The sequence below is a fragment of the Pseudomonas sp. GWSMS-1 genome, from assembly GCF_049847425.1.
In the GTDB taxonomy this organism is placed as follows: Bacteria; Pseudomonadota; Gammaproteobacteria; order Pseudomonadales; family Pseudomonadaceae; genus Aquipseudomonas.
In genome coordinates, this window is record NZ_JBMHHV010000003.1 from 390,051 (window position 1) to 406,569 (window position 16,519).

Sequence of the window (16,519 nt, forward strand, 5' to 3'; positions counted from 1 at the left end):
GGACCTTCGCTGGGTGTGCGCCTGTTGGTGTTCACTGTGCTGTCGGCTGCGCTGATGGTGGTCGATGCGCGGTTCACCTGGCTGCAGCCAGTGCGCGCGCAATTGGGGCTGATTGTTGAGCCTGTCTATTGGGCAGGTAGCTTGCCGGTAAGGGTATGGGAGAGCGCGACGCAGGAGCTGAGCACGCGCAGTGAGTTGACTGTCGAGAACGAACAACTCAAAGCCGAGCAGCTGATCATGCAGCGTCGCCTGCAAAAGCTGGCAGCGTTGACTGAGCAAAACGTGCGCCTGCGCGAACTGCTCAACTCAGCCGCCTTGGTCGATGACGAAGTGCTGGCCACCGAACTGATCGGCATTGACCCGAATCCCTTTACCCACCGCATCCTGATTGATAAAGGCGAGAAGGATGGCGTGGTCTTGGGTCAGCCGGTGCTTGATGCGCGCGGCCTGATGGGCCAAGTGGTCGAGGTGATGCCCTACACCTCGCGCGTGTTGTTGCTCACGGACACCACCCACAGCATTCCCGTGCAGGTGAATCGCAACGGCCTGCGCGCTATCGCTAGCGGCACCGGTAATCCCGAGCGTCTGGAGCTGCGGCATGTCGCGGATACGGCGGATATCAAGGAAGGCGATTTGTTGGTCAGCTCCGGTATGGGCCAGCGTTTCCCGGCCGGTTATCCGGTGGCCACGGTCAGTGAAGTGATTCATGACTCCGGTCAGCCTTTTGCGATTGTGCGAGCGGTGCCTACGGCGTCGCTCAACCGCAGCCGCTACATGCTGCTTGTGTTTACCGATCCGCGTAGCGCGGAGCAGCGCGCCACAGAATCGGCGCAGGCGCAGGAAGCCCTGGACCGTGAAATTCTGCAGCAGGCACTCCCTGCGCAGCCTGCCGTACCCGCTAATCCGCCGGAGGCAGCGCAATAATGGCCGTGCGTGCAAATAATACCTGGGTCATCTGGCTGACCTTCGCCCTGGCGCTGCTGCTCAGTGTGTCGAGCATGCCGAAGTTTATGGAGTTGGGGCGGCCGCTCTGGCTGGCGCTGTTCCTGACTTATTGGGTGCTGGCGTTGCCGCATCGTGTGGGCATGACCACGGCCTGGTGCATTGGCTTGTTGGCGGATGTGCTGAACGGCAGTCTGCTCGGCCAGAATGCGTTAATTCTGACCCTGATTACCTTTTTGGTGCTGACCCTGCATCAGCGCTTGCGCATGTTCCCCATGTGGCAGCAAAGCACCGTGCTGCTGGTGGTGTTTGGCCTGGCGCAGCTGGTGCAGCTGTGGCTGAACGCCCTGACTGGCAGCCGCCCGCCAACCCTGGCGTTTGTCTTGCCAGCGCTGGTCAGCGCGTTGCTCTGGCCTTGGGTCTGCATGCTCCTGCGTGGGCTGCATAGACGTTTGGGCGTCAACTAAGCAGGCCGTCCGGCCTTGCCTTTATCCGACAGGGAGACGTCTGCATGGCCACCCTCTATCTCGCCTCCGGATCACCGCGTCGACGTGAACTGCTGACGCAAATTGGCGTGTCCTACCTCACGTTAAGCGCTCCTGTGGATGAAAATACATTGCCAGACGAGTCGCCAATCGCCTATGTAGAGCGTCTGGCGCGAGCCAAGGCGCAAGCGGGGCTGGCTACCTTGGGCGATACGCACGAGGCGGTTGTGCTCGGCGCTGATACGGCGGTGGTGCTCGATGGGCGGATTCTTGGTAAGCCCGCTGACCGTGACGAGGCCCTGGCAACCCTCAGCGCGTTGTCCGGTCGCAGCCATGACGTGCTGACCGCGGTGGCCCTGGTCAGCGCTCAGCAGGTGGTGGCGCGGGTGGTCACTAGCCAGGTTACGTTCCGCCCGTTGAGCTCGGCTGAAATTGAAGCCTATTGGGCCAGCGGTGAGCCGCAGGACAAAGCGGGGTGTTACGGTATTCAGGGGCTGGCGGCGGTGTTCGTCAGTCAGTTGCACGGCAGTTATTCAGCGGTAGTGGGTTTACCCTTGTGTGAGACGGCTGCATTGCTCGCAGAATTTGCTATTCCGTGCTGGCAGTCGCTGCCAGATCACAGTCAATAGGTTGCGGGTCGCGGGTGAGTGAGCGTCTTTATCGGCACTGATTCCGGGCTTTCAGCTTTATCTCAGAAGAGATGAGCGCATGAGTGAAGAGATCCTGATCAACATCACGCCAATGGAATCGCGCGTGGCGGTGGTGGAAAATGGCGTGCTGCAGGAAGTGCACGTTGAGCGCACGCAGAAGCGTGGCATCGTCGGCAATATCTACAAAGGCAAGGTGGTGCGCGTACTGCCGGGCATGCAGGCGGCCTTTATTGATATTGGCCTGGAACGTGCCGCGTTTATCCATGCTGCGGAAATCTCCAGTCGTGAAGGTTCGGCGGTAGAGAGCATTAGCGCGCTGGTGCATGAAGGCCAAAGCCTGGTCGTGCAGGTCACTAAAGACCCAATTGGCAGCAAAGGCGCCCGCCTGACCACGCAGCTGTCAATTCCATCGCGCTACCTGGTGTACATGCCGCGCACCGCGCATGTGGGCATCTCGCTGAAAATCGAAGATGAGGCCGAGCGCGAGCGCCTCAAGCAGGTGGTCACCGATTGCGTGGCCGCCGAAGGTATCGAAGAGGCGGGCGGTTTTATTCTGCGCACTGCCGCCGATGGCGCCGGCGCCGATGAGATTCTCGCGGATATCCGTTACCTGCGCCGTCTGTGGGGGCAAATCGCCACGCAGATGAAGGTCGGTCCGACACCGCTGGTGATCTATGAGGACTTAAGCCTGGCGCTGCGCACCCTGCGTGACCTGGTGAACCCGAAAATCGAGAAAATCCGCGTCGACTCGCGTGAGACCTTTCAGAAAATCACTCAGTTCGTTGCCGAGCTAATGCCGGAAGTAGCTGACCGCCTGGAGCATTACCCCGGCGAGCGACCAATTTTTGATCTGTATGGCGTCGAAGACGAAGTCCAGAAAGCCCTGGAACGTAAGGTGCCGCTCAAGTCGGGCGGTTACCTGATCATCGATCCGGCTGAGGCGATGAGCACCATCGACGTGAACACCGGCGCGTTCGTCGGCCATCGCACGCTGGAAGAAACCATCTTCAAGACCAACCTGGAAGCCGCCACGGCGATTGCCAGGCAGCTGCGCCTGCGCAACCTCGGCGGCATCATCATCATCGACTTCATCGACATGGAAGATGAAGAGCATCAGCGCCAGGTGCTGCGCACCCTGGAAAAACAGCTGGAGCGTGACCACGCCAAGACCAACATCATCGGCATCACCGAGTTGGGCCTGGTGCAGATGACCCGCAAGCGCACCCGCGAAAGCCTCGAACAGGTGCTGTGTGAGCCGTGCAGCTGCTGCCAGGGGCGCGGCAAGCTGAAAACTGCGGAGACCACCTGCTACGAAATCTTCCGCGAGATTCTGCGCGAGGCGCGGGCCTATCAACCCGAAGGCTACCGTGTGCTTGCCAACCAGAAAGTGGTCGACCGCCTGCTCGATGAAGAGTCGGGCAATGTGGCTGATCTCGAGGCCTTTATCGGCCGCACCATCAAGTTTCAGGTCGAGACCATGTATTCCCAGGAGCAGTACGATGTGGTGCTGCTCTGATATGCGTGCCGACCGCCCGGGCGTGAACTGAATGCAGGCATTGGCGCGCGGACTCGCCCTGCTACTGCGCGCGGCATTGGGGCTGTGCGCCTTGGTGCTGGTGCTCGCCGCCTTTTACGTCAGCCTCGGGCGCGAGTTGGTGCCACTGGTCGCCGAATACCGCCTGGAGGCTGAAGACAAAGCCCGTGAAGCATTGTCTATGCCGGTGCAGATCGGCGCGCTGGAAGGCCTATGGCAAGGGTTCTCGCCGCTGCTGACCGCGCATGATGTGGCGATTGGTGAGGGGCCGAGCGCGTTGCAGTTGGATCAAGTGCGCGTGGTGCCTGATGTGTTGGCCAGTCTGTTGGCACGCCAGATACGGATTGCCCGTCTTGAGCTCGATGGCGTGCAGCTGGTCGTGGCGCAGAGCGAAGGCGGTGCTTGGTCGCTCAAGGGCTTGGCGCAACGCAGCTCGCCCGCGCCGCTGGACCTGGGCCAACTGCTAGCGCAGTCGCAGGCGGTTAAGCGCCTGACGCTGGTTAACAGCCAAGTGACCGTGCAGGCGTACGATCAGCCGGTGCGTACGCTGACCTATGTCAATCTCACCCTGCGCAACGGCAGCACGCGGCAGCGTCTGGATGGGCGTTTGCGCTTGCCGGACGGTCAGCCGCTGGCCCTGCAGTTGCGTACGCGTCTAAGTGCCGAACACTGGCAGGAGGCTGAAGCCGATCTTTATCTCAGCCTGCCGCAGAGCGACTGGGCGGCCTGGGTGCCGGCGAGTCTGCTGGCGCAGTGGCGGCTCGAGCAGTTGCAGCTCGGCGGCGAGGTCTGGTTGCGCTGGGCCAAGGGGGGCGTGCAGCGAGCCGTCAGCCGCCTGCATGTGCCGCAGTTTGCGGCTGGCTATGCCGAGCGTGAATCGGTTGCGCTGAGTAACCTGGCGTTGAATGCTTATTTCACCCGCACCGATTCGGGTTTCCAGTTGTTGCTGGATGACCTGGCCTTCAGTCGGGGTGAGCAGCGCTGGGGCGAAGTGCGTCTGGCGCTGACCCAGCAGGCGGAAAGCAGTGAAGTGCACGAGCAGTGGTTGCTCAGTGCCGACCAGCTTGATGTGGCCCCGTTACAGCCGCTGGTGGCGGCGCTTGCGCCATTGCCGGATAACGCCCTGGCGTTGCTGGAGCAGCTTAAGCCGCGGGGTGTGTTGCGCAATATCCAGCTCGACTACCGGCCGCGGTTGAGCGACAGCAAGCGCTTGCAGTTCTCGGCCAACCTGGAGCACGTCGGCTTTGCTGCATGGCACGGGTCGCCGGCGGCGGAGAATGTCAGTGGCAGCATCAGCGGTGATTTAGGCCAGGGAGAGCTGCGGCTCGATAGCAAAGATTTTTCCCTGCATTTTGACACCTTGTTTGCCAACCCTTGGCACTACAAAACCGCCAATGCGCTGCTGACCTGGCAGATTGATGAGCAGGCCTTCACCCTGCGCAGCCCGTATTTGCAAGTGGTCGGGGACGAAGGCCCGGCGGCCGGGGATTTTCTCATCCGCCTGCGCTTCGACCCCGCCGAAGAAGACTATATGGACCTGCGTATTGGCCTGCGTAACGGCGACGCGCGCTTCACCGAGAAGTATTTGCCGAGCCGCTCGCCGGGCTTCAGCCATGAGCTTGATGCCTGGCTGAAAAGCGCGATCCGTGGCGGGACGGTCGATGAAGGCTATTTCCAGTACCAGGGTTCGCTGAACAAAGGCGCGGAAAGTGCCGCGCGCAGCATCAGCCTGTTCTTTGCCGTGCATGATGCGGAGCTGGCCTTTCAGCCAGGCTGGCCGGCACTGCGTGAGGCGCGTGGCACAGTGTCAATTGAACACACCGGCGTGCGTGTGGCGCTCGCCGAGGGTCGCTTGCTTGATAGCCAGGTGCGCAATGCCGAGGCTTTAATCGCCACCTCATTACCGGGTCAGCCCGCGCGCTTGCTATTAACCAGTGAGTTGAGCAGCACGGTTGATGACGCCCTGCACATCCTGCAGGAAACACCTATCGGCACGGCAGACACTTTTGCTGGCTGGAGTGGTGAGGGGGCGTTGACAGGCAAGCTCAAGCTTGACCTGCCCTTGCGTAAGGGGCTGGCCCCTGCCGTGGTGGTGGATTTCGCCAGCGCAGGCGCGCAACTCAGCCTGCCTAATCCGCCGCTGCAATTCAGCCAGTTGCAGGGTGCATTTCGCTATAACACTGCCAGTGGCCTCAGTGCCCCGGACATTCGTGCCCAGGTGCTCGGCCATACCGTGCGGGGCAAGGCCGTAGCCGAGGGTTCACCGGGTAAAGCGCGCAGCCGTATCGACGCCAGTGGGAAAATTGCAGTCAACGCGTTGAGTGCTTGGTTGGGCGTAACTCAGCCTCTGCCCGTTGGCGGTAATCTGCCCTACCGCTTGCGCCTGACCCTGGACGGCGCCGACAGCCAGCTCCGCGTGAACTCCTCCCTCAAGGGGGCGACGATTTCGCTCCCGGCACCCTTCGGCAAGGCGGCCAGTGAGGCGCGTAACACCGAGTGGCGTATGAGCCTGGGTGGGCGCGAGCAGCGATACTGGCTGGATTACGCCGACTTGCTGAGCCTGTCTTTTGCGGCGAGTCCTGGCCAGTTTAATCAAGGCCGCGGTGAGATCCGCTTAGCCGATGGCCCGGCACGCCTGCCCACCAGCCAGGGGCTGCGTGTGCGTGGGCGCGTGACGGAACTGGATTGGTCAGCCTGGCAGAGCGTGTTGCAGCCTTATGCCAGTGTGCCAGTCAGTGAGGCGCAGCGATTGTTCAAGGATGCACAGTTGCGTATTGCTCGCTTCAGCGGCTTAGGCGTCAGCCTGGAGGCGCTGGAAGTGGGTGTTACGCGCGACGCCGGGATTTGGGCGGTGAGCCTCGACAGTCCGCAGGTGAAAGGCCGGGTAGGCTTGCCGGATGCCGCCGGCGTACCGATAGCGCTGGCGCTCGACTACTTACGTTTGCCCGCAGCGGAGCTCAAGGTTAAAGACGCACCTGTGGTGAACACACCCGATCCGCTGGCGGCGGTTGATCCGAGTCGCTTCCCAGCGCTTGATGTGCGCATCGATGAAGTCTTTCAAGGTATTGAGCCGCTGGGCAGTTGGTCTCTCAAGGCGCGTCCGGTAGAAGCGGGCGTGCACTTCAGCGAGCTGGATCTCAACCTCAAAGGCTTAAAGGTGGCGGGTCGGGCGACCTGGCTGCAAACTGCCACTGGCATGCGTACGGCCTATACCGGTCGCCTCGGTGGCGCTGATCTGGCCGACGTGCTGATTGCCTGGGGCTACGCCCCCACCGCCAGCAGCCGAGACTTTCATGTGGATGTGGATGCTGATTGGCCGGGCTCGCCGGCCTGGTTCAGCATGAAGCGCCTCAGCGGCACGCTGGATGCTTCTCTGCGCAAAGGGCAGTTCTCCGAAGTTGAAGGGCCGGCTTCGGCATTGCGAGTATTTGGGCTGCTGAACTTTAATTCGATTGGCCGGCGCCTGCGGTTGGACTTCTCCGATCTGCTGGGTAAAGGCCTGAGCTATGACCGGGTCAAAGGCGTGTTGGAGGCTAAAAACGGGGTGTTTGTCACCCGTGAGCCAATCACCCTGGAAGGGCCATCGAGCAACCTGGAGTTGAAGGGCACGCTGGACATGGCCAATGACCGCATTGATGCCAAGCTGCTGGTGACCTTGCCGGTGACCAACAACCTGCCGTTGGCGGCGCTGATTGTCGGTGCGCCAGCCATAGGCGGTGCGCTGTTTGTCGCCGATAAGCTGCTGGGTGATCGCGTTGCGCGCTTTGCCAGTGTGCAATACGACGTCACCGGGCCTTGGCAGAGCCCGGATATCAGCTTCGATAAGCCCTTTGAAAAGCCTCAGTAAATCCTGCGCGGCGGATAGACAGCCGTGCAGTCTGCCTGCATGGCTTGTAAGCTGAAGGCTGACTTCCGGGATTGAGATAAAACCGCTATGACCCTCGCCGTCATCCAAATGGTCAGCCAGGCCGACGTTGCAGCCAACTTACTCCAGGCGCGCCAGTTGCTAGAGCAGGCTGCCGCGCAGGGCGCGCGGCTGGTGGTGCTGCCAGAAAATTTCGCAGCTATGGGGCGGCAGGATCTCGCCGCGTTGGGGCGTGCCGAAGCGCAGGGTGACGGGCCGATTCTGCCCTGGCTACGGCAAGCCGCCCGTGACCTGGAGTTGTGGATCGTTGCGGGCACCTTGCCCTTACCGCCTGGTGGTCAGCCCGAAGCCAAAGCCCATGCGTGCTCCCTGCTGATCGATGACTGCGGTCAGCAAGTGGCGCGTTACGACAAACTGCACCTGTTCGATGTGGATGTCAGCGACAATCACGGTCGCTACCGTGAATCCGATGATTACGCATTCGGCAATCAAGTGGTGGTGGCGGACACGCCATTCGGCCGTCTAGGCCTGACGGTTTGTTATGACCTGCGTTTCCCCGAGCTGTACAGCGCGTTGCGCGCCGCTGGGGCGGAGTTGATCAGTGTGCCGGCGGCATTCACCGCCGTGACCGGCGCAGCGCATTGGCAGGTGTTGACCCGTGCGCGGGCGATTGAAACCCAGTGCTACGTGCTGGCGGCCGGACAAGGCGGCACGCATCCGGGTGGACGCGAGACCTTTGGCCATTCGGCGATTGTCGACCCGTGGGGGCAGGTACTCGGTGAGCGGCCGCAAGGCCCTGGTGTGGTGCTGGCTGAGCGCAATGCCACTGAGCAGGCGGCGATTCGTCAGCGTATGCCGGTGGTGCGACATAAACGATTTTTTGCAGCGGCCGAACCGCGGCTGCCAGGTTTGGAGTAGTTATGAGCGATATGTTGGTATCCGTCAGCGAGCATTTGCTCGGGCCAGGCGGTTTGACCCTTGACCACCTGCCGGGTGTTTTGGCCGAGTTGGCCGGGCCGGGAGTGGATGCGGCTGACCTGTACTTCCAGAGCCAGGTTTCGGAAACCTGGGCGCTGGAAGATGGCATCGTCAAGGAAGGCAGCTTCAACCTTGATCAGGGTGTTGGCGTGCGCGCGCTGTCCGGCGAGAAAACCGGTTTTGCCTACAGCAATGCGATCACCGCTGATGCCCTGAGCCAGGCCGCACGCGCGGCCCGTTCGATTGCCCGGGCCGGGCAAAGTGCCCGCGTGCAGGCGTTCAGCAGTCCGCTAGTAAAGCCCTTGTACGCTCAGGACAACCCGCTGGATGTGCTGGGCCGTGCGGAAAAGGTCGAGCTGCTTAAACGTATCGATGTTGCCACCCGCGCCCTCGATCCACGTATTCAGCAAGTCTCAGTCAGTCTGGCGGGAGTCTGGGATCGCATCTTGGTCGCCGCCGCTGACGGCAGCTTAGGGGCTGATATCCGCCCGCTGGTACGCTTTAACGTCAGCGTGATCGTCGAGCAAAACGGTCGGCGCGAGCGTGGCGGTCATGGCGGCGGCGGGCGCACCGATTACCGCTATTTCCTTGAGCAGACCAGCAATAACGAAGAGCGCGCCATGGGTTATGCCCGTGAGTCGCTGCGCCAGGCGCTGGTTAACTTGGAAGCGATTCCCGCACCCGCTGGCAGCATGCCGGTGGTGATGGGCGCGGGCTGGTCCGGTGTGCTGCTGCACGAGGCGGTCGGTCATGGCTTGGAAGGTGACTTCAACCGCAAGGGCAGTTCGGCCTACAGCGGAAAAATGGGTGAGAAAGTCGCCTCCAGCCTGTGCACCATCGTCGATGACGGCACTTTATTTGAGCGCCGTGGCTCGCTGAGCATGGACGATGAAGGCACGCCGACCCAGTGCACCACACTGATCGAAAACGGTGTGCTCAAGGGGTATATGCAGGACAAGCTGAATGCACGCCTGATGGGCGTGGCAGCGACCGGTAACGGCCGGCGTGAGTCTTACGCGCACCTGCCGATGCCGCGCATGACCAACACCTACATGCTCGCCGGTGAGAGCGACCCGGAAGAAATTATCCGTTCGGTGAAGAAAGGCATTTACTGCGCCAACCTCGGCGGCGGCCAGGTCGACATCACCAGCGGCAAGTTCGTGTTTTCCACCAGCGAGGCCTACTTGATCGAGGACGGCAAGATTACCGCACCGGTCAAAGGCGCCACCCTGATCGGTAATGGCCCGGAAGCCATGAGCAAGGTATCGATGGTCGGTAACGACCTGGCGTTGGACAGCGGCGTAGGCACGTGCGGCAAGGATGGCCAATCTGTACCGGTAGGCGTTGGCCAGCCGACGCTGAAGATTGATGCAATCACGGTGGGTGGTACGGGCAGCTGAGGGTTCGAAGCGGGTTAGCCGTTGGCTAACCCGCCTGAGTTGAGGTCTAGCGCAAGCCGCGCTGAGCTTCGTCCAGCTCGCGGATGTATTTGAAGATTTTGCGTGAAGCGGCAGGCGCTTTGTTCTGCGCCAGTTCGTGCTGGCCCTGACGGATCAGCTGACGCAGGTGTTGGCGGTCGGCTTCGGGGTATTCGACGACAAAGGCTTCTAGGGTTTCGTCGGTGCCGTTGAGCAAGCGGTCGCGCCAACGCTCCAGGTTATGGAAGCGTTCGTTGTACTGGCGTGTGGAGGCATCCAGCTGGTCAAGCAGGGTCAGGATGGATTCGACATCCTGGTCGCGCATCAACCGGCCGATAAACTGCACGTGGCGTTTTTTTGCCGCGTTGGCGGTGTGCTTGGGCGCTTCGGCGAGCGCGCGGCGCAGCTCGTCGGTCAGCGGTAGCTTGTTCAGCAGATCGAGCTTCAGGGTAGTCAGGCGTTGCCCCAGATCTTGTAGCGCATGCAGCTCGCGTTTGATCTGGGTTTTGCTCTTCTCGCCGGAGAAGTCGTCAAGGTATTCAGACATGGTGGCGGTCCAGTGGAAAACGCCGCCATGATAGCAGCAAGTTTCCAGCTGTAAGCGTCTGGCCTGTGTGGTCGCGCTTGCCGCTTATCGTTCAGGAGTTTTTATGAGTGCAGTAGACATCGTCGGGCCCCAGGCCGTGCCGCAGTTGCAGGCGCAGGTGGAGCAGATTATTGCCGAAGCGAAAAAGCAGGGTGCCAGCGCCTGTGAGGTGGCCGTGTCGGTGGAGCAGGGCTTGTCCACCACGGTGCGTCAGCGCGAAGTGGAGACGGTTGAGTTCAACCGTGATCAAGGCTTTGGTATCACCTTATATGTTGGCCAGCGCAAGGGTTCGGCCAGCACGTCCGCCAGTGGTGAGGCGGCCATTCGTGAAACCGTCGCGGCGGCCTTGGCGATTGCCAAGCACGCGTCCGAAGATGAATGCGCCGGGTTGGCCGACGCTGCGCTGATGGCGCGCGAACTGCCGCAGCTGGATCTGTATCACGCTTGGTCAATCACCCCAGAGCAGGCCATCGAGCAAGCATTGAGCTGCGAGGCAGCAGCTTTTGCTGCCGATCAGCGGATCAAGAATGCCGATGGCACCACGCTCAATACCCATCAGGGTTGCCGGGTTTACGGTAACAGCCATGGCTTTGTCAGTGGCTATGCCAGTACACGGCACAGCCTCAGCTGCGTAATGATTGCCGAAGCGGCCGGGCAGATGCAGCGGGACTACTGGTATGACGTTAACCGCCAGGGCGAGTTGCTGGCCGATGCGGGCAGTATTGGTCGCCTGGCTGCCGAGCGTGCCGTGAGCCGTTTGGGCGCGCGTCCGGTGCCGACCTGTGAAGTGCCGGTGCTGTTTGCCGCTGAGCTGGCGGGCGGGCTGTTTGGCAGCTTTCTGGCGGCTATTTCTGGGGGCAATCTGTATCGCAAGTCGTCATTTCTTGAGGGGACGTTGGGCCAGCAGCTGTTCCCCGAATGGCTGACCATTGATGAGCGGCCACATATTCCGCGCGCACTCGGCAGTGCCGCTTTCGATGGTGACGGTCTTGCGACTTATGCGAAGTCGTTTGTCGAGCGCGGCGAGCTGTTGTCCTATGTGCTCAGCACCTATTCCGGGCGCAAGCTGGGCATGCCCAGTACTGCCAACGCCGGCGGCGTGCATAACCTGTTCGTCAGTCATGGCGATGAAGACCAGAAAGCCCTGCTTAAGCGCATGGGGCGCGGTCTGCTGGTCACCGAGCTGATGGGTCAGGGGCTGAATATGGTCACTGGTGACTATTCGCGTGGTGCGGGTGGTTACTGGGTGGAAAACGGTGAAATTCAGTTTCCGGTGCAAGAAGTCACCATCGCCGGCAACTTGCGTGACATGTTTAAGCAGATTGTCGCAGTCGGTAATGATCTGGAGCTGCGCAGTAACATTCGCACCGGTTCGGTGCTAATCGAGCGGATGACGGTGGCCGGTAGCTAAGAAGTACGGCACAAAAAAGGGCTGCCCATTTGCGTGAGCAGCCCTTTTTATTACCTACCATTCATAGCGGCCACCCTGCGAGCCGTCGCTACGCGACTTTTAAATATCTCCCAGATATTTTTTATGGCCTGCGGGTTTACTCGCCTTCATCGAAGTAGTTGTTGATCAACTCGCTCAGTGCCTGCAGCGCTTCGGCATCTTGCTCACCTTCAGTATGCAAGTGCACGTCAGTGCCTTTGCCAGCGGCGAGCATCATCACTGCCATGATGCTTTTGCCATCCACCAGGCTATCGGCACTGCGACCGACTTTGACCTGACAAGGAAAGCGCCCGGCAACGCCAACAAATTTGGCAGCCGCACGGGCATGCAGGCCAAGCTTGTTGATAATGGTGATTTCGCAGGCGGGCATCGCGGCAATTCCTTAGCTGAGGTCGCGGTGGCGAATCTGGACATTTTTTAAAATGGGCTTCAGCGTTTCGCCCAGGCGGTTGGCCAGGTATACCGAGCGATGATGCCCGCCAGTACAGCCGATCGCCACCGTGACATAGGCACGGTTACTGGCGGCAAAGCGCGGTAGCCATTTGGTCAGGTAGGCAAGGATGTCTTGGTACATCTCTTCAACATCGGCCTGGGCGGTGAGGTAGTCGACAACTGGCTGGTCGAGCCCGGAGAAATCGCGCAGGTCTGGCTTCCAGTAGGGATTCGGCAAGCAGCGCACGTCGAATACCAGGTCGGCATCCACCGGCATACCGCGCTTGAAGCCAAAAGATTCAATCAGGAATGCCGTGCCCGGCTCGGGCTGGCTAAGCAGGCGTAGCTTGATGCTGTCACGCAGCTGGTACAGGTTGAGGTGTGTGGTGTCGATTTTCAGGTCGGCCAGGTCGATGATCGGGCCTAGCAGCAGGCTTTCATCCGCGATGGCTTCAGCCAGCGAGCGATTCTCGTTGGTCAGCGGGTGGCGCCTGCGGGTTTCCGAGAAACGTTTGAGTAGGGTTTCTTCGTCGGCGTCCAGGTAGAGCACATCGCATTTGATGTGCCGGGCGCGAACCTCTTCGAGCAGCTCGGGGAAACGCTTGAGATGGCTCGGCAGGTTGCGCGCATCGATGGACACCGCGACCTGCGGATGCAGTAGCTCGGTATGCAGCAGGGCGCGCTCGGCCAGTTCTGGCAGCAGCCCGGCGGGCAGGTTGTCAATGCAGTAGAAACCGTTGTCCTCGAGCACATCGAGGGCCGTGCTCTTCCCGGAGCCGGAACGACCGCTAACGATGATCAGGCGCATGTCTAGGCTCGATTGAGTTGGCTTTGTACGTCAACCACCACTTGATACAAGGCTTCGCTACTTTCGGCTTGGCGCAGGCTGGCACGCACGTCGCTGCGGTCGAGCATGCTAGCGATCTGCCGAAGCAATTCCAGGTGAGCGTCAGTGGCGGCCTCTGGCACCAGCAGAACAAACAGCAGATCGACGGGGGCGCCATCAATGGCGTCGAAGTCGACCGCGGCGTCCAGGCGCAGCAGGGCGCTGATCGGTGCAGTGCAACCCGGCAGGCGACAGTGCGGTATGGCAATGCCATTACCGAAGCCGGTTGAACCCAGTTTTTCACGGGCAATCAGGCTTTCGAAGATGTCTTGGCCATCCAGGTCAGGCAGCTCGCGTGCTACCAGGTTGGCAATCTGTTCGAGAACACGTTTTTTGCTGCCGCCCGGCACGTTCACTAGGGAACGGCCGGGGGTCAGGATAGTTTCAAGTCGGATCATAGGAGATAGACGACGTCAGCGGGCCATAGCGCCTTGTTGACGATCGAGCTGTTTTTCCTTGTGTTTGATGAGTTGTCGATCGAGTTTGTCGGTCAGTAAATCGATGGCGGCGTACATATCGTCATGCTCGGCATTTGCGACGACTTCACCGCCTGCAATATGCAGGGTCGCTTCGATTTTCTGCTTGAGTTTCTCGACCTCCATGATGACTTGTACATTGGTGATCTTGTCGAAGTGGCGTTCTAATCGGCCGAGTTTTTCGCCGATATAGTCGCGCAGGGCGTCGGTCACATCCAGCTGGTGTCCACTGATGTTGACTTGCATACCGCTTTCTCCTTGTTACCGTGTGTAAGAGGCAGGCAAGAGGCCTGCCGCCGGAACACTGTGGCGTGGAAGACTCTGGCAGAACGGATTCGGCATTAGCTCTACTGGCTGTGTAGCTGTATGGCCGCGTAGCGAAAAAGCCTTGCCTGAAAGGTTCTGTGCAGTGTGACGGATCTTCCTTCTTAGTGCCGCCTTAGATCAATCGTTTGCGCTCGCTGGAGGGCGCTATTCCGAGGGACTCACGGTATTTTGCGACCGTACGGCGAGCGACTTGAATGCCTTGTGCCTCCAGTAGACCAGCGATCTTGCTGTCACTCAACGGCTTTTTCGCATTTTCCGCCGCGACCAGTTTTTTGATGATGGCGCGGATCGCTGTCGACGAACATTCGCCCCCTTCAGAGGTGCTGACATGGCTGGAAAAGAAGTACTTCAGCTCGTAAATGCCGCGCGGGGTGTGCATGAACTTCTGCGTTGTTACCCGTGAAATAGTCGACTCGTGCATCCCTACGGCTTCGGCAATGTCGTGCAGCACTAGAGGCTTCATTGCCTCGTCGCCGTAGTCGAGGAAGCCGCGCTGGTGTTCGACGATCTGCGTGGCGACTTTCATTAGGGTTTCGTTGCGGCTTTGCAGGCTTTTGATAAACCAGCGCGCTTCTTGCAGTTGGTTGCGCATAAAGGTGTTGTCGGCGCTGGAGTCGGCGCGCTTCACAAAGCCGGCGTATTGCGCGTTAACCCGTAGGCGCGGCATAGCTTCTTGGTTCAGCTCCACCAGCCAGCGCTCGTTGTGTTTACGCACGATCACGTCGGGCACCACGTATTCCGGCTCGCTGGACTCTATCTGCGAGCCGGGGCGCGGGTTGAGGGTCTGGATCAGATCGATGACCTGGCGCAGCTCATCTTCCTTGAGCTTCATGCGGCGCATCAGCTGGCTATAGTCGCGGCTACCAAGCAGGTCGAGGTAATCGCTGGTCAGGCGCAGGGCTTCGCTCAGCCACAGTGTTTTTGCGGGGAGCTGGCGCAGTTGCAGGAGCAGGCATTCGCCCAGGTTGCGCGCGGCAATGCCGGTGGGCTCGAATTGCTGAATGCGGTGCAGCACGGCTTCGACTTCATCGAGTTCGATGTCCAGCTCGGGATCGAATGCGTCGACCACTTCTTCCAGAGTTTCTTCCAGGTAGCCTTGGTCGTTGATGCAGTCGATCAGGGTTACAGCAATCAGACGGTCCTTGTCCGACATCGGCGCCAGATTGAGCTGCCAGAGCAGGTGGCTTTGCAGGCTCTCACCGCTGGAGGTGCGGGTGGTGAAATCCCACTCGTCATCATCGTTGCTGTTGTTGGGAAGGCTGCTAGCACTGGTTTGGTAAATATCTTCCCAGGCGGTGTCAACGGGCAGCTCGTTGGGGATGCGCTCACCCCAGTCGCCTTCTTCCAGGTTGTCCACAGTCTGAGTGGTTTCCTGGTAGCTGGTTTCTTGAAGGGGGGCTTCAGCCTGCTCACTGGTATTGGCGCTTTCTGCGCCATCGGCCATGGGGTCCGAGTTGTCGAAGTCATCGCCTTCTTCTTGGCGTTCGAGCATCGGGTTGGACTCCAAGGCTTCCTGGATCTCTTGTTGCAGATCCAGGGTCGACAGTTGGAGCAGACGGATGGCCTGTTGCAGCTGCGGTGTCATCGTCAGCTGCTGGCCCATTCTCAGGACGAGCGATGGTTTCATTGCAGACCTTATTTACCGGCGTCTGTGCGCAATCCACTACAGGGCGTTTTTAAAAACGCCACCAGGAAGCAAATTATATGCCTGACTCTAAAGCTTTTGCCTAGCCTTGGCTGCAACAGGCTTGAGAAAAGCCGTGGTTACAGCCGGAACTCATGCCCCAGGTAAACTTCTTTTACTGTCTGGTTGGCCAGAATGGTCTCGGCATCACCTTCGGCGATCAGTTGGCCATCACTAACAATGTAAGCCGTTTCGCAAATATCCAAGGTCTCGCGAACATTGTGGTCGGTGATCAATATACCGATGCCCTTGGCCTTGAGGTGATGGATGATCTGCTTGATGTCGCCCACAGAAATCGGGTCAACACCGGCGAAGGGTTCGTCGAGCAGGATGAACTTGGGGTTGGTCGCCAGAGCGCGGGCAATTTCCACGCGGCGGCGCTCACCACCAGACAAACTCATGCCGAGGTTGTCGCGGATATGGCTGATATGAAACTCCTGCAGCAGGCCTTCAAGTTCCTTGCGGCGTGCGGCGCCGTCGAGGTCATTGCGGGTTTCCAGGATGGCCATGATGTTGTCGGCCACGCTGAGCTTGCGGAATATCGAGGCTTCCTGTGGCAGGTAACCGATGCCCGCACGAGCGCGGCCATGCATGGGCTGATGGCTGACGTCGAGGTCGTCGATCATCACGCGGCCCTGATCAGCCTGCACCAAGCCAACGATCATGTAGAAACAGGTGGTCTTGCCGGCACCGTTGGGGCCGAGCAGTCCGACGATCTGCCCGCTGTCGATGCTCAGGCTGACGTCGCGCACGACCTGGCGGCCTTTGTAGCTTTTGGCCAAGTGTTGGGCTTTCAATGTGGCCAT

At 60.2% G+C, this 16,519-nt stretch carries 15 protein-coding genes; 8 read left to right on the top strand and 7 right to left on the bottom strand.

Annotation, left to right across the window (positions count from 1 at the left end):
- Positions 1-15 precede the first annotated feature (15 nt).
- From mreC to tldD, 7 genes are all read left to right on the top strand, one after another.
- Positions 16-924, top strand: coding sequence for a rod shape-determining protein MreC (gene mreC / locus ACEPAJ_RS02740; protein ID WP_425913401.1), 909 nt, complete (start codon positions 16-18; stop codon positions 922-924).
- A complete protein-coding gene (mreD, locus tag ACEPAJ_RS02745) occupies positions 924-1,409 on the top strand; it encodes a rod shape-determining protein MreD (protein ID WP_425913403.1) in 486 nt (161 codons plus the stop codon). Before mreC ends, mreD begins: the two co-directional genes overlap by 1 nt.
- A 44-nt stretch (positions 1,410-1,453) precedes the next feature.
- Positions 1,454-2,056, top strand: coding sequence for a Maf family protein (locus ACEPAJ_RS02750; RefSeq protein ID WP_425913405.1), 603 nt, complete (start codon positions 1,454-1,456; stop codon positions 2,054-2,056).
- 79 nt (positions 2,057-2,135) lie between these two features.
- On the top strand, positions 2,136-3,593 hold the full coding sequence (rng, locus tag ACEPAJ_RS02755) for a ribonuclease G (RefSeq protein WP_425913407.1): 1,458 nt from the start codon (positions 2,136-2,138) through the stop codon (positions 3,591-3,593).
- Between the two features lie 31 nt (positions 3,594-3,624).
- A complete protein-coding gene (locus ACEPAJ_RS02760; protein WP_425913408.1) occupies positions 3,625-7,458 on the top strand; it encodes a YhdP family protein in 3,834 nt (1,277 codons plus the stop codon).
- A gap of 87 nt (positions 7,459-7,545) precedes the next feature.
- Positions 7,546-8,394: a carbon-nitrogen hydrolase family protein gene (locus tag ACEPAJ_RS02765; protein ID WP_425913410.1), complete on the top strand. Its 849-nt coding sequence runs from the start codon at positions 7,546-7,548 to the stop codon at positions 8,392-8,394.
- A gap of 2 nt (positions 8,395-8,396) precedes the next feature.
- Positions 8,397-9,854, top strand: coding sequence for a metalloprotease TldD (tldD, locus tag ACEPAJ_RS02770; protein WP_425913412.1), 1,458 nt, complete (start codon positions 8,397-8,399; stop codon positions 9,852-9,854).
- A gap of 46 nt (positions 9,855-9,900) precedes the next feature.
- Here tldD and yjgA read toward each other — a convergent pair whose 3' ends face one another.
- Positions 9,901-10,419: a ribosome biogenesis factor YjgA gene (yjgA, locus tag ACEPAJ_RS02775; RefSeq protein ID WP_425913413.1), complete on the bottom strand. Its 519-nt coding sequence runs from the start codon at positions 10,417-10,419 to the stop codon at positions 9,901-9,903.
- 103 nt (positions 10,420-10,522) lie between these two features.
- On the opposite strand from yjgA, the gene pmbA reads away from it, so the two are divergent.
- A complete protein-coding gene (gene pmbA / locus ACEPAJ_RS02780) occupies positions 10,523-11,869 on the top strand; it encodes a metalloprotease PmbA (protein ID WP_425913415.1) in 1,347 nt (448 codons plus the stop codon).
- Between the two features lie 136 nt (positions 11,870-12,005).
- Here the strand turns inward: pmbA and ACEPAJ_RS02785 are convergent, their stop codons facing one another.
- The 6 genes from ACEPAJ_RS02785 to lptB form a co-directional block, all read right to left on the bottom strand.
- The gene (locus tag ACEPAJ_RS02785; protein WP_322950438.1) at positions 12,006-12,278 is read right to left on the bottom strand and encodes an HPr family phosphocarrier protein; all 273 of its coding nucleotides are present in this window, start codon (positions 12,276-12,278) and stop codon (positions 12,006-12,008) included.
- Positions 12,279-12,290: 12 nt separating this feature from the next.
- Positions 12,291-13,148 (bottom strand): RNase adapter RapZ, encoded by an 858-nt coding sequence (rapZ, locus tag ACEPAJ_RS02790; protein ID WP_425913417.1) that lies wholly within the window; start codon positions 13,146-13,148, stop codon positions 12,291-12,293.
- 2 nt (positions 13,149-13,150) lie between these two features.
- Positions 13,151-13,624: a PTS IIA-like nitrogen regulatory protein PtsN gene (gene ptsN / locus ACEPAJ_RS02795; protein ID WP_108488228.1), complete on the bottom strand. Its 474-nt coding sequence runs from the start codon at positions 13,622-13,624 to the stop codon at positions 13,151-13,153.
- A 15-nt stretch (positions 13,625-13,639) separates the two neighbouring features.
- On the bottom strand, positions 13,640-13,948 hold the full coding sequence (gene hpf / locus ACEPAJ_RS02800) for a ribosome hibernation-promoting factor, HPF/YfiA family (RefSeq protein WP_274086383.1): 309 nt from the start codon (positions 13,946-13,948) through the stop codon (positions 13,640-13,642).
- Positions 13,949-14,141: 193 nt separating this feature from the next.
- Complete coding sequence (locus ACEPAJ_RS02805; RefSeq protein ID WP_425913419.1) at positions 14,142-15,656, bottom strand: RNA polymerase factor sigma-54; 1,515 nt, start codon at positions 15,654-15,656, stop codon at positions 14,142-14,144.
- Positions 15,657-15,793: 137 nt separating this feature from the next.
- Complete coding sequence (gene lptB / locus ACEPAJ_RS02810) at positions 15,794-16,519, bottom strand: LPS export ABC transporter ATP-binding protein (protein WP_425913421.1); 726 nt, start codon at positions 16,517-16,519, stop codon at positions 15,794-15,796.